The sequence below is a fragment of the Streptomyces polygonati genome, from assembly GCF_042650325.1.
Lineage (GTDB): Bacteria > Actinomycetota > Actinomycetes > Streptomycetales > Streptomycetaceae > Actinacidiphila > Actinacidiphila polygonati.
This window is the reverse complement of sequence record NZ_JBHSBB010000013.1, coordinates 21,772-47,441: the sequence shown is the minus strand read 5'-3', so window position 1 is coordinate 47,441 and position 25,670 is coordinate 21,772. Positions and strand designations below refer to the sequence as shown.

Sequence of the window (25,670 nt, the reverse complement as noted above, 5' to 3'; positions counted from 1 at the left end):
GGCGGGCCGGCGAACGGTAGGACTGGCTGATGACCGCACGCCCGCACTGGCTCTTCGGCGACCAGTTGGGCCCGCACTTCCTCGACCCGCGGCACGGCGGGCCCGACCCGCAGGCCCCCGTCGTGATGATCGAGGCGCGCTCGGTCCTGCGGCGGCGGCGCTTCCACCGGGCCAAGGCGCATCTCGTCCTGTCCGCGATGCGGCACCGCGCGGCGGAGTTGGGCGACCGGGTGCGGTACGTACGGGCGGAGACGTACACCGAGGGGCTGGAGCGGGCGCGCGGCCGGCGGCGGGACGCGCTGACGGTCTGCCATCCCACCTCGCGCGCGGCGCTGGAATTCGTCCGTACGCTCGACGGGGTCGAGGTGCTGGCGGCGAAGGGTTTCCTGGTGCCGCACGAGGAGTTCGCGCGCTGGGCCGGGCGGCACGGCGGCCGGGGCCTGCGGCAGGAGGGCTTCTACCGGTGGGTCCGCGAGCTGCGCGGTCTGCTGATGGACGACGGCGAGCCGGCCGGCGGGCGGTGGAATCTCGACCGGGACAACCGCGAGCCGCCGCCGCGCGGCGCCACGACGCTGGACATCGAGGATCCCTGGCGCCCGTCCGAGGACGCGATCGACGACGAGGTCCGCCACGACCTCGACCGCTGGGAGCGGGCCGGCGAGGTCTCCTTCGTCGGGCGCGACGGACCGAGGCTGTTCCCCGCGACCCGGCGGGAGGCGCTGGCCGCGCTCCGCCGCTTCATCGCCCACCGGCTGGCGGACTTCGGCCGCTATGAGGACGCCATGCTCGCGGCCGATCCGGTGCTGAGTCACAGCCTGCTCTCCGCCCCGCTGAATCTCGGACTGCTCGATCCGGCCGAGTGCGTGCGGCGCGCCGAGCGGGCCTGGCGGGAGGGCGCGGCCCCGCTGAACAGCGTGGAGGGCTTCGTCCGGCAGATCGCCGGCTGGCGGGAGTACGTATGGCAGCTGTACTGGCACTTCGGCGAGGACTACCGGAGCCGCAACGCGCTGGAGCACCACGCGCCGCTGCCGGACTGGTTCCTCGATCTGGACGCCGAAGCGGTGACGGCGCGCTGTCTGTCGACAGTGCTGGCGCAGGTACGGGACACCGGCTGGACGCACCACATCCCGCGGCTGATGGTGCTCGGCAGCCGGGCGCTGCAGGACGGCTGGGATCCGGCGGCGGTCACCGACTGGTTCCACCGCTGCTTCGTCGACGGCTACGACTGGGTCATGCTGCCCAATGTCGTCGGCATGTCGCAGTACGCCGACGGCGGGCTGATGACCTCCAAGCCCTATACCTCCGGCGGGGCGTACATCAACAAGATGAGCGACCTGTGCGGGCCCTGCGCCTACCGGCCCGCCGAGCGGACCGGCGAACGCGCCTGCCCGTACACCACCGGCTACTGGGCCTTCCTGCACCGCAACCGCGCCCGGCTGGGCGGCAATCCCCGGACGGCTCAGGCGGTCCGGGGACTCGACCGCCTCACCGACCTGCCCGACCTGCTGGCCCACGCCGACCGCCGGAAGGACGCGGCGCCCTGAACCGGCGCCGGCCACCGCGGCTGCCTTCCTCTCATCCGGCGCCGGTACGCTCCGGCGCATGCTGAGTCCCGCGGTGTCCTTCTTCCCCGGCCGTGACGGTGTGCGCCTCGCCTACCGGGAGGTGGGTGCGGGCAGACCGCTGGTCCTGCTGCACGGCATCACCGGGGACGCGGGGTTGTGGCTGCGCCACGGCCAGGCCGAGGCGATAGCGGCCGGCGGCCACCGCGTGATCCTGCCGGATTTCCGCGGGCACGGCGCGAGCGCCCGGCCCCATGACGCTGCCGCGTATCCCCCCGACGTGCTGGCCGACGACGGCTTCGCCCTCCTCGATCATCTGGGGCTGGACGACTACGACCTCGGCGGCTACTCGCTGGGGGCGCGCATCGTGGTGAGGATGCTGGTACGCGGCGCGGCACCGGGGCGGGCGGTGGTCGCCGGTCAGGGTCTGCGTGAGGTGCTGGGAGTCGGGGGCGGGGCGGGATCGTTCCTGCGACGGGTCTTCGCCGGGGCCGAGACCTTCGAGCCGGGCTCGGCGGAGGAGCGGGCCGCCCAGGGGCTCCGGTCGAGCGGCGAGGACCCGGTGGCTCTGCTCCATGTGCTGGACTCGATCGTCGCCACCCCCGCGGAGCCGCTCGGTGGCGTCCAGGTCCCGACGCTCGTGGCGGTGGGCAGCGACGACGAGCGCGCCGATTCGGCCGACCAGCTCGTCGCGGCGCTGGGGAACGGCACGCGGGCCGTGCTGCCCGGAGACCACCGGACAGCGGCGGCCGCGCCGGAGTTCGTCGCCGCGATCGTCAATTTCCTCGCGGCCCCGCGGTGACCGCCGCTATGTCGGCCGACTCCCCTTCTCGCGCAGCCGGCTGCGACTGATCCGGTCGGCCCACCGCGTCGTCTCGGGCAGTCGGTAGCGCCGGGCGAGGTGGAGTGTGTGGGCGCAGGCGTTCTCGATGCCGATGGCGCTGCCCACCGAGACGAAGACCGGCTTGACCCTGTCCTGGGTCCGCAACGCCCGTCCGACGATCTCGCCGTCGTCCACGAGCGGCGCGCTGTCCCCGCGCCGGGGCCCCGGACTCTCGAAGCCGAAGGTGAACGGAGACTTCGCCACGCCGAAGCACGGCAGGCCCGTCAGCACCCCCAGATGCACCGCGAGCCCCGCCCGCCTCGGATGAGCGATCCCGTAGCCGTCACACACCACAAGGTCGGGGACGCGGGTCAGCTTCTCCAACGCGGCGAGCACAGAGGGCAGTTCACGGAACGCGAGCAGGCCCGGCGTATAGGGAAACGTACTCACCCCCTCGACGACCGCGACGTCGACCGGCTCCAGCGTCCCCATCTCCAGCACGACGGCCGCCGCGACCAGCTCGTCACTGTCCTTGCCGTACGAAACATCCACCCCGGCCACCCACCGCACCTCACCCGGCCCCGGCCCCGCCGCATCAAGGACCGCGACCCCCCGCAGCGCCTCCTGAACCACCAGCGCCTCCGCGACCGACGACGGCCACCGATCCCCGACCGGTGCCGAGGTAGTGGGCGCTGTACCGGATGCCCTTGAGACCTGCGGTTCACCCATACGAGGGACCAATCCGGTAGAAAGCTGGTGCCCGCGCAGAGGGGTCAACGACTACGGGGGTCACGATCCGAATCCTCCAGGCCTGCCCTCCCTGGCTTGGTCGACCCCGTACACCAGGAACTGCCGGTCATTGAATCGCCCCGCACCGGCGAACATCTGGGCCAGGACAGTTGTATCGAAGCCCGAGTCCCGCTCAGCCGCGAGCTCGATCAACCGCTCCCGCGTATAGCCGGCCTGGACAAGAGCGTCGACATCGATGAAGTCGCGGGCTTCGGCGCGGGAGAACAACGCCTCCATTTTTCCCGCTGCTACGTCGTCCCGATGGAGTACCGGCCCCCACTCGGACGCCACCGGTGGCTGCTGGAGGAACTCCGCGACCAACTCGATCTTGGTGTCCTGCCCGCTCACCAGGTCCGTGACCATCAGCCGCACATAGGTGTCGGCCTGCTGGACGATCTTCACCCGGTACCCGTGCTCACGCAGGACACCCACGATCCGCTCCGTTGCGGCCGGCATTTCGTCCCGCCGTTCGATCGGCGCGAACAAATCGACATCGTCGCTCAGCCGCTGAACGATGCGGTGCGCCTGAACGGCGTACCCTCCGGCCAGAGCGAAGCCGAAATCGTCGCTGAGCGCTTCTAGGCCGAGCCGAATCAGCCGCAGGTGCAGGTCGTCCACTACGCCGCAGCCACCCGGCGAGCCGCAAGCTCCGGGAACCGGCGCTCCCAGAGCACCCTGACCGGAGCCGGCAGCACCAGCCGCCCCCACAGGCGACGCAAGCAACCGCCGTCGAGATATGTCTGAAGATCGTCCCGCGAGCGCGCCTCACGCAGGACCCGCTCGTACATCACCGCGATATCCGCCGCGTCCGCGAGGTCGTACTCGTACGGCGGCCCCCAGTCGAGATGCCGGGGCAGCCGGACAACACCCTCCGTGGGGCCGTCCAACTCCTCCAGCGACTCCGACACCACGTACAGCCGCGCATCCGCGTACCTGCTCATGACACCAGGATGCCCCATCGGGCCATCGGCAGCGAAGCGCTCCTCCCTCAGTCCTGAGAGGGCAGGGCGCCACGTCCATCGCGGGCCTGACCCACTTGAGCCGCTGTACGCACGACGGCCGCTTCCGGGATTGCCTCCGTGTACCCGTTCGACACCGTGCGCGTACGGCCGTGATGGACGGTCGCCGCGGACCGGGTTCCGCCGCGTCAGCGGCTCGGGCCGGCGGCGTCCAGCCATTGGGCGAGACCGGTGGCCTCGCTGTGATCGAGGTCCTACGTGGCGGTGAGCAAGGTGACCTTGTCGCGGGCGGCGGGGTCGCGCAGGGGCGCTACGGACGGCCGGTGGTCGGGGGCCTTGCCTGGCGCCGCTGAGGATCCGCGCGCCGAGGCGGTATGCACGGTCACCATTTCATCGGCGGCCTGGCCCGCTGGCTCATCGAATAGCGGGGGCGGCCCCAGAGCCCGCCCCGCAGAGGCAGCAGGCCTCGACGAAGACCCGGACCGCCTCGCGGTGGTCCCCGGTGCGCCAGACGACGGCGAGCTCGCTGGGCGAGAGGCCGGTGACCGGCCGGCAGGTGACGTTCTCCCGCTGGTAGATCCCGGCGTTGCCCGCCGACAGAAGGACGATCCCGAGTCCTGAGGCGACCGCTTCGAACGCCTCGTCGGCGGTCGTGGCGGTCACCGCGACGCGGGCCGGTGTCCGGCGGCGGTCGTTGCCGAGCCAGAAGTCGCGGAGCGGTCCGGCCGTCGCCGGAAGGGCGATGCAGGGCTCGGCGGCCAGATCCCCGAAGGAGACGACCGGGTGGTCGGCCAGCCGGTGATCGGTGGGAAGCGCCACCCAGCGGTCCTCCCTGGTGATCACCTTCCGCGAGAAGCCGCCGCTCGCCGGGAGGGGCAACCAGGCGACGGCGACATCGACCTCACCGCCGGCGAGTCCCGCCGTCGGGTCGGCCCAGCTGATCTGGCGGAAGCGGAGCCGCCAACCGGGAAGCAGCTTTTCCATCGTGGCGGTGACGGCCGGGACGAGTCCGCGGCCGATGCTCGTCTGGAAGCCGACCGTGAGGGTCGTGTCCTGGGCCGCCACCGCGTCGACGACCGCGCGCCGCGCGCCCTCCCAGCGCTCGATCAGCTGCCGGGCGTGCGGCAGCAGGGCCCTGCCCGCGGCGGTCAGGGTGACGGTGCGCCGGTCGCGCTCGAAGAGCGCGGTCCGGAAGGAGAGTTCCAGTCGGCGGATCTGCCGGCTCAGGGTCGGCTGGGAGACGGAGAGCCGGTCGCTCGCGGCCCGGGTGAAGCTGAGTTCCTCCGCGAGCGCGACGAAGTAGCGCAGGTCCCGGACATGGACATCCATAGCCGAAGGCTATAAGAGCGGGACTTGGACAGCCGGCGCGCGGGATCCCACGATGGACCGCGTGGGGGCGGGCGGGGCACCGGCGTTGCCGGTGCCTGGGGCGAATGGAGGTGCGTACTCGTGGAGTTGGGTGTCAACGGGCTGAACGCCAAGGCCGTGCTGGGCGCCGCTGAGACGGTCCGACTGGCCCGGCTGGCCGAGGAGTTGGGGTATCGGTCGTGGTGGGCCGGTGAGCATGTCGTGCTGCCCAGCCCCCGGTCACCGGACGCGCCGATGGAGCCGACGGATCCGATTCTCGACCCGCTGGTGCATCTGGCCTATGTCGCGGCCGTCACCGAACGGATCGAACTCGGCACCGGGATCGTCATCCTGCCGCAGCGCAATCCGCTGGTGCTCGCCAAGCAGGTGGCGAGCCTCGACGTGCTCAGCGGCGGCCGGCTGCTGCTGGGGGTCGGCGCCGGCTACCTCGAACCGGAGATGACCGCGGTCGGAGTGCCGTACGCGGAGCGCGGCCGGCGCACCGACGAGTATCTGGACGCGATGAGGGCGCTGTGGACCCAGCCCGCGCCCTCCTATCAGGGCCGGTATGTGTCCTTCGGCGGTGTCGACGCGCACCCGCGGCCGGTCGGGGAACACGGACCGCGGATCGTGGTCGGCGGCCACAGCCCGGCCGCTTTCCGGCGGGCGGTCGCGCGCGGCCACGGCTGGCTGGGCAACGGCGACAGCCCGGACGATCTCGCCGGGCACCTCGCCGGGCTGCGGCGAGCGGCCGCCGAGGTCGAACGCCCGCCGTGGCTGGGCCGACTGGAAACCGGCTTCATGCAGCTCTCCCCGGTGACCGCCGACGCGGCCCGGCGTTACGCCGACCTCGGCCTCGACCGGCTCCTGGTCTACCCGCTTCCGCTGGAGGACCCGGCGGACGTCGCCGCGTTCCTCGAACGGCACGCCGCCCTGCCGCACTGACGTCGTCCGCGTCCTTCCCCCTGCTCGGCCCACCAGGTACCCCATACTGGCTGGTAGCCCAACTGACAGCCGAAATGGTCCGGTTGACCGGCGAGGCAGGCGGCTACTACCGTCGATACCGGTGTCATGGATCGGTTCCCCGGTCTGCCGAGGGACCAGGGGGAAGGGACATCGTGGTGGCGAGGCGCATCGTGGTCAAGGTCGGCGGGGTGATCGGCCTCGACGACTCCGAGCAGTTGGCCGCCGAGCTCGCACGCGAGACCGGGCTGGACTGGCGCGAGGAACCGGTGCCGCAGGGCCGGCATCTGTCCGGCGGACTCGCCGAGTTCCTGCTCGCCGCCGCGGTGAGCGGCGCGGCGAGCAAGGTGGGCGAGTACGCCTACGGGAAGAGCGTCGAAGCGGTACGTGCCGTGGTCGCCCGCTGGTCCGCGCGGCGCTTGGACCCACTGGACGTCCAGGTCGACCTCGAAGGCGCCGACGACGGAGCGCCGCCCGATCCGCGGCCCGGCGCGCAGGCGCCGGCCGGTGACCTGCCGCAGCCGCGGGGCGAACTGCCCCCGGACAACGCGGACCAGCACTGACATGGCCTCCCGCGCGATCGTCATCGGACCCGCGAACTACGCCCGCGACTCCGGCATCGCCAGCCATCCCGAGATCGCCCACAGCGCCAGGATGTACGGGCAGGTACTCGGGAGCGATCCGCGGTGGGGCCCGGAGGCCGTCGAAGTGCTGCCCCCGGAGCAGCTCACCACGATCAACGACGTCATGGGAGCCGTGCAGAGCGCCGCGGACCAGGCCGAGCCGGGAGACACGCTGCTGGTCGTCTACATCGGCCACGGCGCCTACTGGGCCGATGTGCCGGGCGACCAGGTGCATTTCGCGGTCGGATCGTCCCGCCTGCGGCAGCCGCACACCTGGATGTCGAGCTGGTACGTCTACCGCGCCATGCGCCGCAGCCGGGCATCGCTCAAGGTGCTGATCGCGGACTGCTGCTACTCCAACATGCTGCCGCAGCTGAGCGCGGAGGGAACGCTGCGCGGTGTCCTCGGCATCGTGCACGAGGGCACCTGCGTACTGACCGCGACGAAGAACGACCGCAACGCGGCAGACGCGGCGGGCTGCCCCCGGCTGCCCGCCGACCTCCAGGAGTGCACGCCGTTCAGCGGTCACCTGCTCAACGTCCTGACCAGGGGCACCAAGCACTACAACGACGAGGTCACCCTCGGGCTGATGCTGGACGTGGTCCAGGAGGACATGCAGCGCTGCGGCACACCGCACGACCTGCCCAACATGATCCTCAACGGCGGCCGCGAGGGAATGCCGCTGTTCACCAACCGCATGTCCCCGCCGGATCGCGAGCGGATGCCGTCCGCCCCGGCCTCCGCCGAGGAGTGGGTCGAGACCATGAAGCGGGAGGGCGCCCAGGGGTTCGACCGGCTGCTCAACGATCCGGTGATCACCGGCCAGGTCGTCTCGCTGCTCTACCAGCAGTCCGAGGAAGCCGTCCGGCACATCGCGTTGCGCGTCAACAAGCGGGCCAACCAGCACTTCGACCGGCCTGAGCTGTTCGCCCAGTACTGGGCCGAAGTCGGACCGACCCTCTCCGCATGACCGACGCGGGGCTCGACGACTGGGTCGTCACCGAGCCGGTCCCCGAGGTGGCGAGGCGGTTGCAGACGATCCGCGAAGGGCTCCGCGTCGGGGGCAAGGACTCCCTCCGTCCCCGGCCGGCCGAGGTGATGCGGCTGCTCAAGGTGTTCGCGCTGCACCGCTCCATCGACGACCTGCTGCGGATCGATCCCACCGCCGCGGACACCGCCGGCTTCGACGCCCTGGACGTGCGGATCGTGCTGGCGCTGGCCACCTTGACCCGCCCGGTCGGGCAAGCGGCCCAGCTCGCGATGAAGCAGTGGACGAAGGAGTCCGGGCAGGACGCGGCGGACCGACCGCTGACCCGCGACCTGGTCCATGACATCACCGCCCAGCGCGTGGTGCCCGAGGTCGCCGAGTTCATCAGCACCTGCCGCCAGGAACCGTACGCCGCCGAGCTGGTGGCCCAGACGCTCCGCGCCTTCGTGGCGGCGGCGTCGGGCCGCACCACGCTCGACAAGGCCGCCCTCTTCGTCGAACTGCGAGCCCGGGGATGCGAGGGGGAGGCCGACACACTGCTGGAGCTGGCGCTCCAGGCAGCCGCCGCCCCGGCGGGGACGAGCGTCCCGGAGGGCCGCGTCGGCATCGTGGGCGCGCTGCGCCACCTCAGTCCGTCGGAGACGATCGTCGAGGACTGGATCACCCGGCGCATGGCGGCCGTCTACGAGCTGGGCAAGACCATGGATCTGGTCGCCGGCCTGGTGGTGGGCGAGCCCGAGAGCAATGGGAAGCTGGCCGAGTACGTCGGTCGCAGCTGGAAGGCGCGCCGGGTGATCGACCTCTGCGAGCGCCTGGCGCGGGCCCCGAAGGACCGGTGCGCCCTCGTCCGCCGCTACGCCGCCGCCCGGTCGGAGCCGGACTTCCTGGCCGAGATCATCACCTACTGGCACCGGTCGGTCATACTGTCCGGCACCTTCAGGGAGCTGCTCGCCGACATCGTCGCCGCGGGCGCGGACCGCGACGCGGGACCCCGCAGCATCGAGTTCCTGGAGAACCTGCGGCAGACGCTGGTCAATGACCGGGCCCCGGACCGGTGCCTCAGCGAGCTGCGTGTCGCCGTCGCCGCGCATGTGTGGGACCGGACGGGAGCCGAGACCGCGCGGCTTCTCGGCCAGGTCGTCGGCTCAAGAGAGCTGCGACGCGCCGCCCAAGCCGTCAACCAGCGGCTGACCTCGCGTCTGCTGGCCGGTGCCACGGCCCCCGGCGCCTTCGTCGAGTACCTCCAGGCGCTGCGCGAGCAGCGGAACGCCTCCACCCTCACCTTCCTCGCCCTGCGCGAGCTGACGGATCCGGTGGCCTCGGACCACGCGCTCGAGGGAACCGCCGCGGTGATCGGGGAGATAGCGGCCCAGCTGTACCGGCAGGACATGGCCGACGTGGGATTCGACCTGCTGGAGCGCTGCCTGGAGAACGACCAGTGGCTCAGGGCGGAAGACGTGGCGGGCATCGTCGGACAGGTGCGGCTCAGCGCGATGACGCGGGACGAGCGGTGGGACTCGCTGCTCGGCGCGACGGTCGGCCGCTGGGCCGAGTGGCGCCGCAGGGACGACGTCGTGGCCGAGCTGCGCCGGCAGAGCTTCGGTGCCGAGGCGGAGGCGGTCATCCACTTCGTACAGTGACGGTCGGCTGGTGCGGTGTCGAGGGATCGGCGGCCTTGGTGACGGGGGCCGGCGTCGGGAACGTCGGGGCGTTCTTCTCCATGTAGCGCACGGACTGCGCCACCAGCTGGCGGAAGACGAGGACCGCGAGCACCGCCAGCGGGATCGCGCTGGCCAGCTTGACCAACGGGTGGGACGGCCACAGGAACCTGTTCGCGCTCGACGCGGCGGTCGCCACCATGAAGTAGCCGTACAGCAGGGCGGCCGAGCGCGCGGCCGGATTGGTCCGCACGTAACGGAGTTGGGCCGCGTACGCCTTGGCGTCGTACCAGCGCGAGGCCGGCGCGACCAGCGGGAGGGCGAACAGCAGCAGGCAGCCCGCGGTCAGCGCGGTCATGCCGGGCCACAGCAGGTCCCAGCCCGCGAGGTAGAAGATGACGGCGCACGAGACGAAGCCGGTGGTGGCCAGGAAGCGGGACCTGCGCCGGGGGAAGAGCTGCGGGCTGCGGAGCTGCAGCGAAGCGAGGACCACGCTCGGCGTCGCGTAGACGACCAGGGCGAGCACCGTGGTGATGTGGCCGAGCACGGACCATTTGCCGCCGAAGGCGAGCAGCGCCAGCGCGCTGACGACGAGATCGACGAAGAGGATCAGCCAGTAGACGTCCAGCCGGTCGTCGCCGAACAGCCGCGCCAGCCGGCCGCGGCCGAGCGCGATGGTCGAGAACCGGCTCTTCTGCAGGCCGCGGTGGGTCAGGTGGGCGCGGCTGAGTGCGGCGACCTCGCGGGTGAGCACATAGGTGTAGACCATCCCGGCACCCGCCGGGGACAGGACGGTGTCGACGTTGATCAGCCAGACGAGCGGCGAGGCCACCCAGCCCGGGGCGACCGCGGTGACGAAGTGGGCGTACACGGAGGCGTCCGCGGGGATGGGCCCGGAGGACCGGTGGCGGATGTAGATGACCACGAACTGGAGGGAGACGTACAGGAGCATCGACCCGCAGACCGTGCCGTAGACGGCCCGCCGCAGCCGCGCCGCCTCGCCGATGCCGCTCCGCCTGACACTGCCCGCGAAGTCCAGCGGGCCCTGGTAGCCGAGGTACGCGTAGATCACCCCGCTGCTGGTCACCGTGGCGACCACGGAACCCACGTCGTAGTGGTCCGATTTCCCGGTCCCGTGCTCGGACTCGGGGAAGTCGAAATACGGGGTGTGGCTCGGCGGGTGGATCTTCGCGTAGACGAGCAGGAGCACGATCAGCAGCGGCACGAGGATCTTGAACGTGGTCAAGGCGTTGTTGACCTTGAGGAACAGTCTCGGGCCGAGCAGGTTGACCGCGGCGATGAGCAGCATGAACAGCAGGGCCAGGCCGATGCCGGGCCAGGTCAGTCTGTCCTCGCCCGGTATGGTCAAGCCGGTCTTGTGGTAGGAGGCGCTCAGGCCGCGGATCATCGCGGCGGCCTCACTCGCCGGGTTGACCGCGTAGAAGACCCATACGCCCGCCGCGACCACGGTCGCCACCAGGGGGCCGCTGCTCTGCAGGGGAAGGAAGACCAGGCCGCCCGTCTTGGGCGCCGCGGTGCTCACCTCCACCATCACCGCGGCGATGACGACCAGCAGAGTGCCGCCGATCAGCCAGGAGAACACCGCCCAGGACCCGGCACCCCGGTCCGCGTCCACCGCCCCGAGCAGCCACCCGGAGCCCACCACCCCGCCCGCGCCGAGGAAGAGCAGATCGTAGAAGGACATGAGCCGTCGCTCGGTCCTGTCCCCGACGCTCACCGATGTCCCCCTGCTGGCCCGCGGTCCGGCTAATTCACTCATCCGTACCTCTCGCGTCCCCTTGGTCCCCCACGCGTGCTGCGGCTTGCGCCAGAGTACGGCGGATGGGAAAAGGTGTCTCAGGGAACATCCGAATCGACACGAAACGACCCGTCCACCGCCGCTTCCGGCGGTGGACGGGTCGCTTCGGGCAGGACGGCGCGGGGCGCGCCGGTCAGCTCAGGCCGCTGTACATGTTCCAGCCGGTGCCGATCCGGACCGGCGCGGCGAGCGTCGCCGAGCCGGTCTTGCCGGTGCCCTTGAAGAGGTAGAGCGAGCCGGAGGGGACGCGGGCGAGCAGGTCGGGGTGGCCGTCGCCGTCGTAGTCACCGGGGGCGATCAGCTTGTCGTAGCCGTTCCAGCCGCCGGAGATCAGCACCGGCGGCTGGTAGCGGATGTACTCGTTGCCGTTGGCGCCGCGCAGCAGGTAGAGGTCGCCGGTCTTGGGGTCCCGGGCGAGGACGTCGGAGATGCCGTCGCCGTTGAAGTCGCCGTGTCCGACGACCGTGTCGTACTGCGACCAGTTCCCCTGGGTGGTGAACGGCGGGCCGAAGGTGCCCGCGTCCCCGACCCTCCCGTAGGTCCACACCCGGCCGGCCGAGTCCTCGACCAGCAGTTGGGGGAACTGCTCCCAATAGCCCAGGTCGGAACGGGAGATGATCGCCTTGACCGCTCCCCAGTGGGAGCCGATCTGGGTGTACTTGTAGGTGGCGCCGTCCACCGTGCGCCGGGCCAGGAACACATTGCCGGTGCCCTTGGCCCGCAGGACGAAGTCCTGGTAGCCGTCACGGTCGAAGTCGTCCTGGACCACGGTGTCGTAGTTGCTGAAGGAAATGGGCGCGGGCACCCGGGACTTGTAGCCGGTGCCCGTCGAGGCGTAGAGGTACGACTCGCCGGCCGGAGTCCGGGCCAGGATGTCGGCCTTGCCGTCCCGGGTCACATCGCTGTCGCTCATCTGGGTCGCCATGTCGGCGATGTAGTTGCCGAGGCTGGTGACCACGTCGTACGTGCCCGGCACGTTGCAGTCCTGGGTAGCGGTGCGCACGCCCAGATACGAGATCACGCCCACCAGCGCGCCGTACTGCGACACCACCGGGTCGCCCTCGTCCCCCACGCATGCGGTCTTGCCCGTGGTGTCGTCACCGGTCCCGCCGGCGCCGACGCACAGCATGTGCCCGGCTACGAAGGCCAGCGGATCGCCGGTGGCGGTGGCCAGCGCGTCGCCGCAGGTCTGGTCGGGGACCCCGGCCACGTCGATCCGCTGCAGGGACACGCCCTGGTTGGAACTGCCCACTGCAGAATCGGTGTTGCCCCAGCCGTAGACGGTGACCGGGCCCGGACCGGCCCCGGACCCGATGGAGGCGGATTGCGGGGGAAAATCGTTGTAGTAGGAGCTGACCGGCCGGTCCAGGGTGAGGATCGCCAGGTCGTTGTCGATGGTGAGGCCGCTGGCCGTGGGCTTGTAGCCGGGCGCGAGCCACTGCGCGTGGACCGTCATCTCGGTGCTGCTGGCGGAGGGGCCCGCGGTAGCCGAGCCGACCACGACCTCACCGTTCTTGGTCCAGTCCCGGCCTGCCACGCAGTGTCCAGCGGTGAGGATCTTGGTCGGGGAGATGGCCGTACCGGCGCAGAAGCCAGCGCCGGGCGTGCCCGGTTGGTAGACGAGTTGCACGATCCACGGCTTGAACAGGGACTCGGCGGGACGGCCGCCGATGAGGCGCGGCTTGGCGGTGCCGGGGCTGGGGCTGGGGCTCGTTACGGTGCCGGTGGCGGTGCTCGTCCCGGTGCCGGTGCCGGTCCCCGTGCCGGCCTGGGCCGGAGCGGCCAGCGCCAGGCCGGCGGCGCACAGAACGAGCGCGGTGAGCGGGGCGACGACGCGGGGACGATACCGGCGGCGGCCACCCCTGCGGAGAGCTCTCATGTGACTCCTGTCTTTGCATGCCATGGCATGTCCTACGGCAACTGCTGGGTCAGCCGAGGAGGTTGTACATGTTCCAGCCGGTGCCGATCCGGACCGGCGCGGCGAGTGCGGCCGGGCCGGTGTTGCCGGTGCCCTTGACCAGGTAGAAGGACCCGGAGGGCACGCGGGCCAGCAGGTCGGGGTGGCCGTCGCCGTCGTAGTCGCCGACAGTGAGCAGCTTGTCGTAGCCGTTCCAGCCGCCCGAGATCAGCACGGGCGCCGCGAACGGCGCGGTGATCTCGCCGGTGCCGGGCAGCAGGTACAGATCGCCGGTGGCGGCGTCGCGGGCGAGGGCGTCGGGGAAACCGTCGCCGTTCAGGTCGCCGTGGCCGATCACCGTGTTGTACCGGTTCCAGTTCAGCCCGGTCAGGAAGGGCTTGTTGAAGCCCTGGTTGGGCTTGCCGGCGTAGACCCAGAGCCGGCCCGCCGAATCCTCGGACAGCAGATCGGTGATGCCGTCGCCGGTGACGTCACCGGGCGCCAGCATCGCCTTGACCGGCCCCCAGCCGGAGCCGAAGTGCGTGTAGACCAGGCCGGTGCCCGTCCAGGGGTACAGCGGGCGCTGCGCGGCGAAGACGTTGCCGGTCCCCTTGGCGCGCAGGATGTAGTCCTGGTGGCCGTCGCGGTCCAGGTCCGCCTGGATCACCGTGTCGTAGTTGGTCAGCGAAACGGGCGCGGGCACGCGGGAGTTGTAGCCGGTGCCGGTCGAGGCGTAGAGGTACGACTGCCCGGCCGGGGTCCGCGCGAGCACATCGGCCTTGCCGTCCTCGGTCGCGTCGGTGGTGTCCATGTGCTGCTGGATCAGCGCGTAGTAGGTGGAGATCTTGGTGAAGACGGGGTAGGTCCCCGGGTAGTTGCACGTCTTGCCGCTGGCCGGATCGCGCAGCGGCGAGATCAGGCCGATCAGCCTGCCGCCCGCCACCAGTGGGCCGCCCTCGTCGCCGAGGCAGGTGGTCTTGCCGGTGGCGTCGTCCCCGGTCCCGGGGGTGCCCGCGCACAGCATGTGCCCGGGCACGTACGTGGCCGGGTCACCGTTGACGGCGTCGGTCGCGGCCGCGCAGGTGGCGTCGTCGTTCATCGGCAGTGGCACGCCGGAGAGCTGGTAGGGCCGGGTGGCGTCCGGTTCGGCGGACGTGTTGCCGTAGCCGTACGCCACGGCCTGGGTGCCCGGCTGGTACAGAGCGGTGTCCTGCGGCCGGGCGATCGGCAGCGGGAGGAGCTGGTCGCCGAAGGGGAACGGCGTGTTCAGCGTCAGGACGGCGACGTCGTTGTCGTCCGTGACCGCGCCCTTGTGGTAGGCCGGATCCACCCACACCGAGCGGACGGACGAGCTGATCCCCACCCCGTAGGGGGCCACCGTGGTGTTGACGCCCCCGCTGTTCGCCTCGATCCCGCAGTGCCCCGAGGTGAGCACCTTGTTCGCGGCCACGAGGACACCGTCGCACCAGAAGGCCTGGTTCGAACCGGCGCTCTGCACCCGGACCATCCATGTGGTCTCGTCCGAGTCGGTCGGACCGCCCCCGACGATGCGCGGCGCGGCGGTCGCCCCGCCGGCGCCACCGGTGACCGCGCCCGCGCTGCCCGCGTCCGCGTGCGCCGGGACGCCCACGGCCAGACTCGCGGCACACAGGGCGAGCGCTGCGAGCGGGGCGACAGCGCCGGAACGGGACCGGCGAGCACCCCCCCTGAAGAGTTTCATCTGACTCCTGTCCTGTCGGAGCTGCACCCGGCGCGGCCACCGAACACCCACGAACCCCCCGTGGCCGCACCGGACTCGAACAATTGCTTGCCCGCACACCAACAGGACTCCCGGCCGGCCCGGGGGGTTGTACGCCTTCCCGCACGGCCCGCGGGGCCCGGTGTCAGGCGAAGCCGCGGAGCAGGGTCAGGTCGTCGTCGGCGATCTCGCCGCGGTCGCGGCGACGGGTCAGGAGGTCGGCGAGATGCGCGATCGTCAGCCTGACCAGTTTCTCCCAGTCGCCCGCCGGGCGCGTGGCCGCCCAGCGGGCCGTGGCGTCGGTGGCCAGGATGACGGTGTCGCCGGTGCGGAGTTCGAGGCTGGCTCGGGCCGGCGGATCGGTGTCCCAGGTGGTCACGAGCGGCGGCCGGGCGGGGAACTCGCCGGACACGGCGATCGGGTGGGCGAAGTGCGGCCGCCCGTCGCGGACGACGTACACGCAGGTGTCGCCCACCGCGGAGACGTCGAGCAGGTGGCCGCCCGGCGAGGTCGTGGCCCGGACGGCCGCGATCGTCGCTCCGCTGCCGCCGTTCGCGGCGCGGCGGACGCGGTCGCCGGCGGCGTGCAGGTCGAGACCGGCCCGCCAGTCCGCGCCCGCGGCGGTCACCCACGCCGCGGGATCGCCGTACAGCAGCGGTTCCGGCTCCGCGATGAAGCGCCGCACCAGGCACCGCGCCCATTCCCTGGACGCGAACTGCGAACCCGCCCCGTCGCACACGACGGCGAGACCCGCTCCCTCGTCGAAACCGCAGGCGTCCTCGCCGTCGTCGGCCACCCCGCCGATCCGGGGCACGGAGACCGCGTCGAAGCGGAGCCTCATATCACCCGCCCCGGCGTGCCCCACATGAAGAACCGCAGCAGCGAGGCGGCACCGCCGTTGAGCACGAACCCGCGCGCGCCGGGCTCCAGCGGGAACAGCGACGATTCGGCCAGCTGCGGCGGGATCGTGCTGGAGACGGCGTAGAGCCAGCGCCCGAACTCGTCCTCGATCCGCGGTGGGCGGGACGGATATTCGATCATATCGGCCGTGTTGCCCGACATGTGCAGATTGAACAGCAGGACCGCGCCGTCGCTGGTCCGCAGCCGGGTCAGCTCGGTGACCTGGTCGGTCGGATCGGCGGTGTTGAACTGGGCGTCGGTGATGTGCAGCACCACCGGCGGGAAGGAGTCGGGATGGGCGGCCACCCAGCGGCGGACGAGCGCGACGGTGACGGTGAACGCCTCGCTCATCGGGGTGATGCCGTCGCTGAGCGGCCGGATCCAGTGGCGCGCCGGCGCCAGCGGGTCGTGCGCGGCGGCGGTCGTCTCCGCGTACGAGTCGAGGACCGCGGTCGACACGAAGACACCGGCGGGATCGCTGCCGGCGTCGAGTTCCCGGCTGGGCCGCTGGAGCATCGAGCGGACGCCGTGCCCGCCGTACCCGATGGCGGCGATGTCGCACCAGGGCATGACCCGGCCGCTCTTGTCGAGGCAGCGCTGGACCAGTTCGTCGAGCAGCTGGTCGGCCGCGGCGGCCAGCGCCGTCGCGCGCGAGGTGCCGGCCGAGTCGCCCGCGATGGGGTTGCCCATCGACGCCGACTGGTCGATCAGCAGGAGGACGCAGCCGGGATACCTGCTGCTCATGCGCCGGGAGTACGTCATGCGGTCCGCCACCGTCCGATCCCGACGGCGCAGGCCGCCGCGACGAGTACCGCCACCCCGGCCAGGTGCACCACCGGTACGGCCGTGTCCCACGGGTCGGGAAGCGCGGGCCAGGACAGCGGATGGGCGGCGGCCACCGACCGGGTGACGAGGACGGCGGCGGCGCCGACCAGCCATCCGGCGCTGCGCCTGGCGACCGGGAGCCAGGCGGCGAGCAGCGAGACCCCGACGGCCGCGGCCGCGATCGACGGTGCGGAGCGTTCGATGCGGCCGGCGTCCGCGGACGGCCAGCCGAGGGCGGCCGCCTGACCGAGCGCCACGCTCAGCACGCCGACGAGGTACAGGTGGGTGGCGGCGCGTGTCGCCGGCCCGGGGGCGGTGACCGGGCGGAGCGCCACCGCCGCCACGACGGCGAGGGCGAGCGCGAGCACGGCGGCGGTGAGGGTCGGTATGAGCCGCGGGCCGGCCTCGTCGGCGACGAGCGTGACGAGGCGGGGCAGGTCGAGCGCGATGTACGCGGCCGCGGCGCCGCCCGCCACCCCGGCCAGCGGCAGCCGCGCGTACGACCAGGCCAGGATGCCGACGAAGGCCACCGACCAGGCGGCCGCGGCCGTCACCGGCTCCGCCGGCTGCCCGGGCAGCCGGTCCGCGAACAGGTTCCGGGACAGATACACGGCGAGCACCGCGAGGCCGATGAGCCAGACGACCGCGACCGGGACGCCCGGTACGCCTGTCGTCGGGCGCCACCATCGCGGGGCCGCCCAGGTGCGCGGGGTGGCCGACTTCACTGATGCCTCCAACGTGGTGACCGCTCGTGGGGACCTGCCGCACATCGCGGCGAGCCGCCCGGCGAGCGCGCGCACGAGCGGATCGGGGGAGCGCGCGAGGTCCTGCCACACCGCGGTCGTACCCGGCGCCGCGTAGTCGTCGGCGACGAAGATCAGGTTGTGCTCGTCGTGGTACCGGTCCCAGAGTTCCGGCGCGACCGCGAGCGCCCGCAGCGACAGGTAGATGACATGCGCGGCGAAACGGTCGCCCTTCGCGCCCCAGTGCCGCACGGTGGCCAGCGGATGCTGGTAGTTGGGGTGGCCGGCCTCGGCCGGCGGCCGCAGCCGGGCGAGCGTCGGGGTCCAGATGCCGTCGGGGTCGATCAGGGTGAAGGAGCGGTCGCCGACGAGCACGTTGCCGTGCTGGAGGTCCCCGTGCGCCACTTTCGCGGCGGCCATGCGCCGCACCAGGTCGCGCCATCGCTCGGCCGTGGTGAGCAACCACGCCGCGTCGTGGTGATGCCGGGAGACCGCCTCGTGCAGCGGCTGGTCGTCGGCCCACGGCCCGACGAGGATCGGCAGCCGCTGCCCGTCCACCGTGATCCCGTGCGCTTGCCACTGCCACCCGCAGATCTCCGGCAGCGCCGCGCCGGCCAGATAGCGGCCGATCTCGAGGTACCGGGCGTCGTCCGCCGAGCCCGGGTCCAGGAAGCAGCGCACGGCGAACCGGCGGCCGTCGGGGTGGTCGAGGCGGTAGACGAACGCGTGCTGGCCGATGCGCTGTTCGGGACGGTCGCGTGCCCCGAGGACGGGGCGGCTCCGCCGGAGTTCGGGATCGGACAGCGCGGTCCGCGGGTTCGCCAGGGCGGCCGCGTACTGGAGCGGCTGCGGCATGAGCCGGTCAGTCGGTCCCAACGAGCACCCGCCCCGGATAGGTGATGCCTTCGACGCGGGCCCAGAGCCGCAGGCAGGCGAAGACCTGCCCGTCCTGGCCGGATGTCCGGGCGTCGTTGACGGACTGGCCGCGGAGGTCCTCGTACCGGCCGGTCAGCACCGTCAGCTCGACGCCGGGTGCCGCGCCCGCCGCACCGACCGTGTCCGCGCGGACACGGTCGTACCACGCCGCCCACCAGCTGCCGTCCTCGGCGGGCGGGCTGTGCCGGACGGAGCACAGGGCCTCGTCCACCGCGATGAGACAGCGCGCCTTCTCCTGCCCGTCGCCGGCCTGGCCGTACGCGCGCAGCCGCCCGATCAGCTCCCATCGCAGCGCCGCCAGATCGGCGGGGCGGTGCGGCCGACGGGCCTGGCCGTAGCCGCTCGCGGTGGGCAGGTAGTCGTTCAGGTCGTTGTCGTACGAGGCCAGCGTGAGCAGTTGGGTGGCGGCGACCGCGATCCGGTGGTCGATGCCGAGGTCGCCGTCGCGGAGCCGCAGCGCGTCCCGCACCGCGGGATCGAGGGCCGCCTCCGGCCGCAGCCGCAGCCCGTGTCCGGTGCCGGGGTCGAACACCGCCACGCGCTCGCCCATACTCGGCACGTCGGTCCAGCCGTCGCTGCCGCTGGGCTCGCCCGGCACGTCGGGGAGCGGGTCCGCCCGCCGCAGCGCCGCGACGCCCGGCACCGGAGGAGGCGGCGCGACGGGCTCGACGTGCTGAACGGGAGCCGGGGCGGTGACCGCCGGGGCCGGCGGCTCGGGCCGCGCGGTGATCGCGGGCGGGCTGTGCAGGAGTGCCTCCAGATCGCGCCGCAGCTCCCGCAGGGCCTCCAGCCCGGCCGGATCGCCCGGCGCCGGCGCCTCGGCGAGCGCCGCGTCCAGCCCGACGAGGAAGCCGCGGACCAAGGTGGCGGCCGCCTCGTCCCGCAGCCGCAGCAGTTCACTGAGCTGGCGGTACATCACTGCAGGCCGTTGAACGGGTCGGAGTCGTCGTCCGCGAGGGCGCGCGGCGGCATCGGGGTGCTGAACACCGCGCCCGGGCGTTCGTCCATCTCCCGCAGCGTCTTCACGGTGAGGTAGTCCGGTCGGCCGAAGTGCAGCCGGAACACGCCCTGGTCGTCGAGGCTCGCGTACATGCCTTTGCCACCCGCCTCGGGTAGGGCGTCGCGGACGGAGACCCGTTGCACCGGCGCGTCGGGCCCGTCACCGATCAGGGCGAAGCGCCAGCCCTGCTCGCCGGCCTCGGGCAGCGGCTCGCTGCTGATCAGGCCGTTCCGTTCGGTGCCGTCGCTCTCGTCGATGAACCGGTGGGTCCACGCCGGGGGGTCGGGCAGCTTCGGGAACACCTCGCGGGTCAGGGACCGGTCCGCGTTGCCGACCGCGATGCGCAGCCGGCGGGCCAGCGCGAAGGCGTCCGGCGCGGACAGCGGGCGGGCCGCGTCCGGCGGCGCCAGTTTCGTGCCGCCGTGCTGCTCCACGCTGTGCAGCGGCCGTGGGTCGCCGGCGTCAGAGCGCCACAGGGTGAGGGTCAGCTCCATCTGCGGATTGATCCGCACCCGGACGAGCTTGTCGTGCAGCCACCGGTCGTCGGTACGGCTGGCGCCCGCCGGCGGCAGCGCCGGCTCGTACCTCTGCCGCTCCGCGACGTCCATGACGTCGAAGGAGCCCCAGAGCACCGGGTGCTCCGTGTCGCCGTCGATGACCCGGTGGATGTTGATGGGCCGCCGGAGCTGGCCGAGATCGCGGTCCAGTACGCGCTGGTCACCGTCCGCCAGGAACTCGGTGTCCGCCTTGAACACGATGTCCCAGCCGGTGCTCATGGTGACCGTGAACGTGGCCGCCAGGGCCTGGAACACGTTGTCCACGTCGACGCGGATGTCCAGACCGCCGTTGCGCACCACCTGCTTGCTGTCCAGCCGGGCCAAGGTGCGCATACGCTCGGCCCACACCGCGCCGATCGAGGTGGCGGACTTGGCGTGGTCGACGTCCAGCCGCAGCGCCATCGGATCCCACAGCAGGCTCGGGTAGTTCCTGGCGGCGGTGGCGAAAGCGTCGTCGAAGACCTCGCGCACCAGCGGCAGGCTGCTGGCCCGGCCGGTCAGGACCAGCCGGTCGAGGGGTTCGCGGCGGTCGCCGAAGCGATTGGCGACGAGTTCCACGGCGAGCTTCGCCAACCGCTCGACGATGGCCGTGACCAGGGTGCGGAACCGCTCCGCCGGGAGCGAGACGGAGACACCGGTGGTGCCGAGCAGCTTCGCCACCTCGTCGGGACCGAGTGTGAAGTCCCTGCCCTTGCCCAGGTGCTCGATTTTCGCGTTCTCGGCGGTGTTCCAGAGCCGGTGGAACACCGGGCGCAGCTCGGGGTCGTCCCGCCAGCGGGTCGGCACCAGCTGCTCGATGGCGGTGCGGTGCGCGGGCACCTCCTGCTGCGCCCGGCTCCACCGGTCGGCGGAGTTGAGATAGCTGAGCTCCGCGGCGGTGAGCGCGCCGGGCACCGGCGCGCCGTCGTGCCACCAGTCGCCGGTCTTGTCCATATGGGTGACCGAATCGGCGACGGCGCCGCCGCCCGAGCCCTCGACGTGCGCGGCGAGCAGCGCGTCGGCGATGGCGGCCTTCAGCCAGTGGAAGACGCACAGCGTGATGTAGTCGCCGCCGCGGTTCTCCCGGCCGTTGCTGCCGCGCAGCGACGGCGACACGTGGTACAGCTTGCCGGGTCCGAACGAGGTGGTGCCCACGTTGACCGGTGAGACGTCGTGCAGGTGCATGGCGAACAACGCGATGTCGGTCGTACCGCCACCGATGTCGACGACGAGCAGGTTCTCGGTGAAGGCACCGGGGTTGTTCGTCGGGCGCATCCGGGCGCGCAGCGACTCGATGCCGATCTCCGGGTCGCTGCCGATGTCGCGCATCAGGTAGTAGAAACCGGCGGCGATGGCCTCGTCGTAGCGGTTGTTCACCTCCAGCACGCCGGTCAGCCGGCGCACGTCGTCGACCAGCTTGGCGCGGGCCGCGCCGTGCAGGACTGTCGGGTAGGTGACGATGATCCGGTTCAGCGGCGCGTGGTCGAGCGAGGAGTCCTTCCTGATCGCGGCGGAGCTGCGCGCCACGAGATCGGCGATCGCGCTGACGACGGTCCCGTCGGTCTTGTCGAGGAGGTCGCGGTGCCCCGGCGGTCGTCCGAAGTGCCGTTTGATGCTGTAGACGACCAGGTCGTCGTTGTCGTCCTTGGGCGGGCCGACCCGCACCGCCCCGCTGTCGCGGTCGACGCTCACCACGCTCGACAGGACGGTGTCGCCCTTCTCCAGGGGCAGTTCGTGCAGTTGCCACCGTTCCGGGGCGGGCGCCGCGAACGCTTCGTCGTGCGCCGCGTAGAGCCGCCCGGTGAGCCACTCGCGTACCCGCTCGTCGGCTACCGCGGCGTGCGACTCCAGCTGTCGCAGGGTTTCGTGCAGTAAGGGCGCCGAGGCGTCCTTCTCCCCGCGCACCGCGTCGGACAGCGCGGCGCGGGACAGGTCCGCGCCCAGCACCTCCTTGGCGAGGGTGGCGGTGATCCGGTGCCACGCGGGATCGGCGACGCCGCCCGGGCCGGCCTCGCCGAGCAGCTCCGCGATCCGGCCGCGCAGCACGACCGTCTGACTGCGGGGCAGCGGCAGGACGGACCTCTTGTCCTCGTCCCACAGGGTGGCGGTGCACGCGGTGGTGCCGAAGTCGACCGCGAGCAGGCCGTGATGGTGCTGTTCGCTCGTGTCGTCGTGACGCCCGGTCCCCTCGGTCCCGGTCCCCTCGGTCCCTGCGTCCTCGGTCCCGGTGCCCTCGGGCCCGCTTCCGGCCGGGTCGGCCGGGCTCGCCCAGAACATCCGCAACTGGCTGGTGACCATCACGCGACGGGGCACCCAGTCACCGGAGATGCTCTGCTGCTGGACCTCGGCGGCCACGGTGAGCGTGACGTCCTGTCCTCCTCCCGGCGCCAGGAGCAGGGCGTCGGACGCGGGCAGCGTCAGGTGGCCCTCCACCGCTACGGCCTGGCCCCGCCAGGCCAGCTCGAGCAGCGACCGAGCCGTCTCGTCCAGCGGGGGATCGGCCGCCTCGACGGTGACCTTCAGCCGGTGCAGCCACAGCGTGGCGCCGGCGGCGTCCAGCCGCATGTCGGGCAGGCGGACGCCGTGGGCGCCGGCGTCGAGCCGGTACCGCTGCCGGGGGTCGAAACCGGCGGTCAGCGAGATCGACAGGACCGGTGCCATCAGATGATCTCCTCGTCCTTCTCGAAGTCGCCGAAGTCCGCGGGCGCCTCATCGGGCATCGCGTCGCGCAGCACCGGCGGATGGGCCGCGAGCACGAACCGGGTCCACTCGGCGGGAGGGCACCACTCCCGGTCGAGCTGTTCGAGCGCGTCACGAAGCTCGGCGGTCAGCACCCGGAGCCTGGCCGCCCAGGCGTCGAGGCCGGCGCGGACGACGGCCGCGCTCAGCGCGTGCTGCAGCCGCGCGATATTGACCTGGTGCAGGTCCGCGGGCAGGGCGCCGGACTCCGGATGCCACGCCAGCCGGTACTCGCGCCGCAGCGGGAACGGGTCGCGGGGGTGCCGGGAGGCCGCGTCGGCCGAATCGGCGGGGTCGCCGGCCTCGACCAGCTGCGCCTTGAGCCATTGCACCTGCACCGCACGGGCCAACTGCCGGCGGTGAACGTCGAACTCCGATCCGAATCGGTCCCGCACCGGATCGATGGCGGCCTTGAACTGCTTGACCCGGTCGCCGATCTCCTGTCGCCGGCGGGTGAGCCACAGATCGACGACCAGGTCCGCGACCGCCCGCCCGTCCTGCTCGGCCGCGGCCCGGGCGAGGGCGAAGTCACCGCGGAGCTCGTCGCCGACCATCGGATGGCTGCGCGGGTTCGGCCAGACCTGCCGGTCCTTGACGGTGTCCCACAACCGCGTCCAGACCGGCCAGGCGCCGATGTGCCGCAACGCTCGGCGGGTGACCTCCTCCTGCGCGGTCAGCCCGTTGTCCAGGCGGAAGTCGCGCCGGAACACATCGACGTCGCACCGTTCGAGCGTGGCGAGCAGCTCCAGTCTGGCCGGCCGGATCACTTCGGCGCGCAGCGCGTCGCGGTCCGCCTCGGCGTCGTCGCGCCGGGATTCGTACCACAGGCGCAGCGCCACCTTGGCCGGCAGCAGCGCCTCGTCGAGTTCGGCGCGCAGCTGGCGCATCCGTTCGAGCTTGCGGGTCAGGCCGACCCGTGCGACGTGCCCGGTCAGCAGCTCGCGGAGCCGCCCCATGCCGCCGTCGTCGCCGTAATCGGCCAGCGGACCCGCGATCCCGCGCCGTTCGGCGCGATCGCCGAGGGCGCCCCACACCCGTGCGCGCCGCGCCTTGGCCTGGCGCCACTGCGCGAGCGAGCTGTCGGCCGGCACCGGGACGGGCGGCGGCGTGTCGGCGCCTTCGAGCGCCCACGCCGTGACGGCCGACGCGAACACCACGTCATGCCCTGCCTGCTCATCCACACCGGTCGCGGTCGCCCAAGCCGCGGCCAGACCGCTCAGCGAGGGCACCTGCCGGATGGCCGCCTCACTGATGACGCCGAGCCCGGCCTCCAACTCGGGGGCCGACGCAGGGTACTGGTCGAACTTGTTCACCACCGTGATCGCCCGGGCATGGCCGCTCGCGGCGGCGAACTCCCGCTGCAGCTCCCCGACGACGGCGGCGTCCGGGTGGGCGGGGTCCATCACCACGACGAACGCGTCCAGCTCGGACATGAGCCGCCGCAGCAGCAGCTCGTCACGGACCCGCGCCGGCGACGCGCCGCGCCCGGGGGTGTCGCAGAGCACCAGCTGCTCGGTCGAACGTCCCTCCAGCGGCCAGCAGCGCTGCGGCACCGTGACCGTGATCCGGACCCGTTCGACCAGGCGGCGGCCGGCCGCCAGCGTGGCGGGCTCCAGGAACCGCGGTGCGGGGACGGGGGGCGGCGGCGTCCAGCCCGGCGGTCCGGTGCGCGGTCCCGAGGACTCGCCGATCATCAGCAGGTGCTTGCGGGCCAACTGCCACGGCACCTCGATCGACGGGCCGTCGGCGAGCTGGGGCAGGCCGCACACGGCGTCGCGCAGGTCGATCAGTTCCAGCACGCGCGGCCGCAGCTCGGGCCGCGGCCAGAGGACCGTCTGGCACCATGCGCTGAGCTGGGGCCAGGAATCGCCGTCGGGGCCGGAAAGCCCGAACGGCGCCGCCTCGGCCCGCAGCGTCTTGACCAGCTCGTCCCGGTACTGCTCGACGGTGGCCCGGTCGAAGTACCGCACGGTCGCGGTCGGCGACGGGAGCGTCGCGGCGACCTGGCCCACGACGGGGTGCACTTCGATGATCGCGCCGGTGGCCGCCTGGTCGGCGACGGGCAGCAGCCCGGCGTCGCCGAGCAGGTATCCCATGAGCACCGACTTGCCGGTCTTGAAACCGCCGCCCAGTCCGGCCCGCACCGGCGCCGCGGCGGCCACCTCTAAAGCGGCGGCGCACGCGCGCACCCGGTCGAGTAAGGACGGGTCGATCTCGTCCCGCCCCGCGTGCTCCAGCACCAGCGCCGCATCGCGGGCGGCCCGTGCGCGAATGCCGGAAATTATGTCTGTCGTGAACATGCTGCTTCCCCCCCGGGCGGTGCTGCGGCGCCAAACATAAGGGACCGCATGTATGGGGTGCAACCATTCCATCTGGCAAGGAAAACCGGCATACCAGCGCTCAACAGCGCGCCGTTCGGGGACGCTCGGGCTCTTCCGACCGCCATGGATCCCTTGCCGTGCCGGGCTCCCTCGCCCCCCGGATCGACCAGGCCGCGGCAAAAGGCCTGCGTCGCGCGGCTCGGCTTCGGCGGACCGCTGGCCGAGACGGATCTCGCCGCCGCCGTGCCATAGCGCAGCCCCGCGAATTCGGCCGACGGGCCGCGGAAGCCTGTCGCGTCAGGGCCGCTTCCCCGCCCCGGTCAGGCTCTCACCTCTTGGCGGTACAGGCGGTTCGGCCATTCGGCGTATGCCTTTGGCGCTCCCCGGCGCAAAACCCGCGGCCATGAGGGCGGCGAGGAAGCGTTCGGGCCGGGTGACCAGCGGGCGGGTCGACCGGACGACCGCCCACGCGGGCGCCGGCCGGCCGGCATCCGCCGGTCGCGA

19 protein-coding genes are annotated in these 25,670 nt (G+C 72.4%); 6 read left to right on the top strand and 13 right to left on the bottom strand.

Annotated features, from left to right (window positions below; all coding sequences use genetic code 11):
* Positions 1-29 precede the first annotated feature (29 nt).
* Positions 30-1,544, top strand: a complete 1,515-nt coding sequence (locus ACFO3J_RS18450) for a cryptochrome/photolyase family protein (protein WP_386430542.1) — start codon at positions 30-32, stop codon at positions 1,542-1,544.
* Positions 1,545-1,602: 58 nt separating this feature from the next.
* Positions 1,603-2,364 carry an alpha/beta fold hydrolase gene (locus ACFO3J_RS18445; protein ID WP_386430541.1) on the top strand — a complete coding sequence of 254 codons (762 nt, stop codon included), beginning with the start codon at positions 1,603-1,605 and terminating at the stop codon, positions 2,362-2,364.
* Between the two features lie 6 nt (positions 2,365-2,370).
* Here ACFO3J_RS18445 and ACFO3J_RS18440 read toward each other — a convergent pair whose 3' ends face one another.
* From ACFO3J_RS18440 to ACFO3J_RS18425, 4 genes are all read right to left on the bottom strand, one after another.
* The gene (locus tag ACFO3J_RS18440) at positions 2,371-3,114 is read right to left on the bottom strand and encodes an endonuclease V (RefSeq protein ID WP_386430540.1); all 744 of its coding nucleotides are present in this window, start codon (positions 3,112-3,114) and stop codon (positions 2,371-2,373) included.
* A 60-nt stretch (positions 3,115-3,174) separates the two neighbouring features.
* Complete coding sequence (locus tag ACFO3J_RS18435; RefSeq protein ID WP_386430539.1) at positions 3,175-3,792, bottom strand: nucleotidyl transferase AbiEii/AbiGii toxin family protein; 618 nt, start codon at positions 3,790-3,792, stop codon at positions 3,175-3,177.
* Entirely contained in the window at positions 3,792-4,115 is a 324-nt protein-coding gene (locus ACFO3J_RS18430) for a hypothetical protein (RefSeq protein ID WP_386430538.1), read from the bottom strand. Before ACFO3J_RS18430 ends, ACFO3J_RS18435 begins: the two co-directional genes overlap by 1 nt.
* A gap of 432 nt (positions 4,116-4,547) precedes the next feature.
* Entirely contained in the window at positions 4,548-5,462 is a 915-nt protein-coding gene (locus tag ACFO3J_RS18425; RefSeq protein ID WP_386430537.1) for a LysR family transcriptional regulator, read from the bottom strand.
* A 120-nt stretch (positions 5,463-5,582) separates the two neighbouring features.
* Here ACFO3J_RS18425 and ACFO3J_RS18420 point away from each other — a divergent pair, with 120 nt between their 5' ends.
* From ACFO3J_RS18420 to ACFO3J_RS18405, 4 genes are all read left to right on the top strand, one after another.
* Positions 5,583-6,425, top strand: a complete 843-nt coding sequence (locus tag ACFO3J_RS18420; protein WP_386430536.1) for an LLM class F420-dependent oxidoreductase — start codon at positions 5,583-5,585, stop codon at positions 6,423-6,425.
* A 173-nt stretch (positions 6,426-6,598) separates the two neighbouring features.
* Entirely contained in the window at positions 6,599-7,006 is a 408-nt protein-coding gene (locus ACFO3J_RS18415) for a hypothetical protein (protein ID WP_386430535.1), read from the top strand.
* A 1-nt stretch (position 7,007) separates the two neighbouring features.
* On the top strand, positions 7,008-8,036 hold the full coding sequence (locus ACFO3J_RS18410) for a hypothetical protein (RefSeq protein ID WP_386430534.1): 1,029 nt from the start codon (positions 7,008-7,010) through the stop codon (positions 8,034-8,036).
* On the top strand, positions 8,033-9,694 hold the full coding sequence (locus ACFO3J_RS18405) for a hypothetical protein (RefSeq protein WP_386430533.1): 1,662 nt from the start codon (positions 8,033-8,035) through the stop codon (positions 9,692-9,694). Before ACFO3J_RS18410 ends, ACFO3J_RS18405 begins: the two co-directional genes overlap by 4 nt.
* On the opposite strand, the gene ACFO3J_RS18400 is transcribed toward ACFO3J_RS18405, so the two are convergent.
* The 9 genes from ACFO3J_RS18400 to ACFO3J_RS18360 all read right to left on the bottom strand — a co-directional run bounded on the left by ACFO3J_RS18400 (position 9,675) and on the right by ACFO3J_RS18360 (position 25,145).
* Positions 9,675-11,417: an APC family permease gene (locus tag ACFO3J_RS18400; protein ID WP_386430532.1), complete on the bottom strand. Its 1,743-nt coding sequence runs from the start codon at positions 11,415-11,417 to the stop codon at positions 9,675-9,677. The genes ACFO3J_RS18405 and ACFO3J_RS18400 overlap by 20 nt on opposite strands.
* A gap of 247 nt (positions 11,418-11,664) precedes the next feature.
* Positions 11,665-13,410 carry a trypsin-like serine protease gene (locus ACFO3J_RS18395; protein WP_386430531.1) on the bottom strand — a complete coding sequence of 582 codons (1,746 nt, stop codon included), beginning with the start codon at positions 13,408-13,410 and terminating at the stop codon, positions 11,665-11,667.
* Between the two features lie 49 nt (positions 13,411-13,459).
* Complete coding sequence (locus ACFO3J_RS18390) at positions 13,460-15,148, bottom strand: trypsin-like serine protease (RefSeq protein WP_386430530.1); 1,689 nt, start codon at positions 15,146-15,148, stop codon at positions 13,460-13,462.
* 163 nt (positions 15,149-15,311) lie between these two features.
* Entirely contained in the window at positions 15,312-16,007 is a 696-nt protein-coding gene (locus ACFO3J_RS18385) for a protein phosphatase 2C domain-containing protein (protein ID WP_386430529.1), read from the bottom strand.
* Positions 16,004-16,810, bottom strand: a complete 807-nt coding sequence (locus ACFO3J_RS18380; RefSeq protein WP_386430528.1) for a hypothetical protein — start codon at positions 16,808-16,810, stop codon at positions 16,004-16,006. Before ACFO3J_RS18380 ends, ACFO3J_RS18385 begins: the two co-directional genes overlap by 4 nt.
* Positions 16,811-16,824: 14 nt before the next feature.
* Positions 16,825-18,489 carry a hypothetical protein gene (locus tag ACFO3J_RS18375; RefSeq protein ID WP_386430527.1) on the bottom strand — a complete coding sequence of 555 codons (1,665 nt, stop codon included), beginning with the start codon at positions 18,487-18,489 and terminating at the stop codon, positions 16,825-16,827.
* 7 nt (positions 18,490-18,496) lie between these two features.
* Positions 18,497-19,486, bottom strand: coding sequence for a hypothetical protein (locus ACFO3J_RS18370; RefSeq protein WP_386430526.1), 990 nt, complete (start codon positions 19,484-19,486; stop codon positions 18,497-18,499).
* On the bottom strand, positions 19,486-22,767 hold the full coding sequence (locus ACFO3J_RS18365) for a hypothetical protein (RefSeq protein ID WP_386430525.1): 3,282 nt from the start codon (positions 22,765-22,767) through the stop codon (positions 19,486-19,488). Before ACFO3J_RS18365 ends, ACFO3J_RS18370 begins: the two co-directional genes overlap by 1 nt.
* On the bottom strand, positions 22,767-25,145 hold the full coding sequence (locus ACFO3J_RS18360; protein ID WP_386430524.1) for a hypothetical protein: 2,379 nt from the start codon (positions 25,143-25,145) through the stop codon (positions 22,767-22,769). Before ACFO3J_RS18360 ends, ACFO3J_RS18365 begins: the two co-directional genes overlap by 1 nt.
* Positions 25,146-25,670: the final 525 nt, after the last annotated feature.

What these genes read in the sequence shown, in the direction of transcription:
- ACFO3J_RS18450 (WP_386430542.1), top strand. Translation starts at nt 30, where the DNA reads ATGACCGCACGCCCGCACTGGCTCTTCGGCGACCAGTTGGGCCCGCAC.
- ACFO3J_RS18445 (WP_386430541.1), top strand. Translation starts at nt 1,603, where the DNA reads ATGCTGAGTCCCGCGGTGTCCTTCTTCCCCGGCCGTGACGGTGTGCGC.
- ACFO3J_RS18440 (WP_386430540.1), bottom strand. Translation starts at nt 3,114, where the DNA reads ATGGGTGAACCGCAGGTCTCAAGGGCATCCGGTACAGCGCCCACTACC.
- ACFO3J_RS18430 (WP_386430538.1), bottom strand. Translation starts at nt 4,115, where the DNA reads ATGAGCAGGTACGCGGATGCGCGGCTGTACGTGGTGTCGGAGTCGCTG.
- ACFO3J_RS18425 (WP_386430537.1), bottom strand. Translation starts at nt 5,462, where the DNA reads ATGGATGTCCATGTCCGGGACCTGCGCTACTTCGTCGCGCTCGCGGAG.
- ACFO3J_RS18410 (WP_386430534.1), top strand. Translation starts at nt 7,008, where the DNA reads ATGGCCTCCCGCGCGATCGTCATCGGACCCGCGAACTACGCCCGCGAC.
- ACFO3J_RS18405 (WP_386430533.1), top strand. Translation starts at nt 8,033, where the DNA reads ATGACCGACGCGGGGCTCGACGACTGGGTCGTCACCGAGCCGGTCCCC.
- ACFO3J_RS18400 (WP_386430532.1), bottom strand. Translation starts at nt 11,417, where the DNA reads ATGTCCTTCTACGATCTGCTCTTCCTCGGCGCGGGCGGGGTGGTGGGC.
- ACFO3J_RS18395 (WP_386430531.1), bottom strand. Translation starts at nt 13,410, where the DNA reads ATGAGAGCTCTCCGCAGGGGTGGCCGCCGCCGGTATCGTCCCCGCGTC.
- ACFO3J_RS18390 (WP_386430530.1), bottom strand. Translation starts at nt 15,148, where the DNA reads ATGAAACTCTTCAGGGGGGGTGCTCGCCGGTCCCGTTCCGGCGCTGTC.
- ACFO3J_RS18385 (WP_386430529.1), bottom strand. Translation starts at nt 16,007, where the DNA reads ATGAGGCTCCGCTTCGACGCGGTCTCCGTGCCCCGGATCGGCGGGGTG.
- ACFO3J_RS18380 (WP_386430528.1), bottom strand. Translation starts at nt 16,810, where the DNA reads ATGAGCAGCAGGTATCCCGGCTGCGTCCTCCTGCTGATCGACCAGTCG.
- ACFO3J_RS18375 (WP_386430527.1), bottom strand. Translation starts at nt 18,489, where the DNA reads ATGCCGCAGCCGCTCCAGTACGCGGCCGCCCTGGCGAACCCGCGGACC.
- ACFO3J_RS18370 (WP_386430526.1), bottom strand. Translation starts at nt 19,486, where the DNA reads ATGTACCGCCAGCTCAGTGAACTGCTGCGGCTGCGGGACGAGGCGGCC.
- ACFO3J_RS18365 (WP_386430525.1), bottom strand. Translation starts at nt 22,767, where the DNA reads ATGGCACCGGTCCTGTCGATCTCGCTGACCGCCGGTTTCGACCCCCGG.
- ACFO3J_RS18360 (WP_386430524.1), bottom strand. Translation starts at nt 25,145, where the DNA reads ATGTTCACGACAGACATAATTTCCGGCATTCGCGCACGGGCCGCCCGC.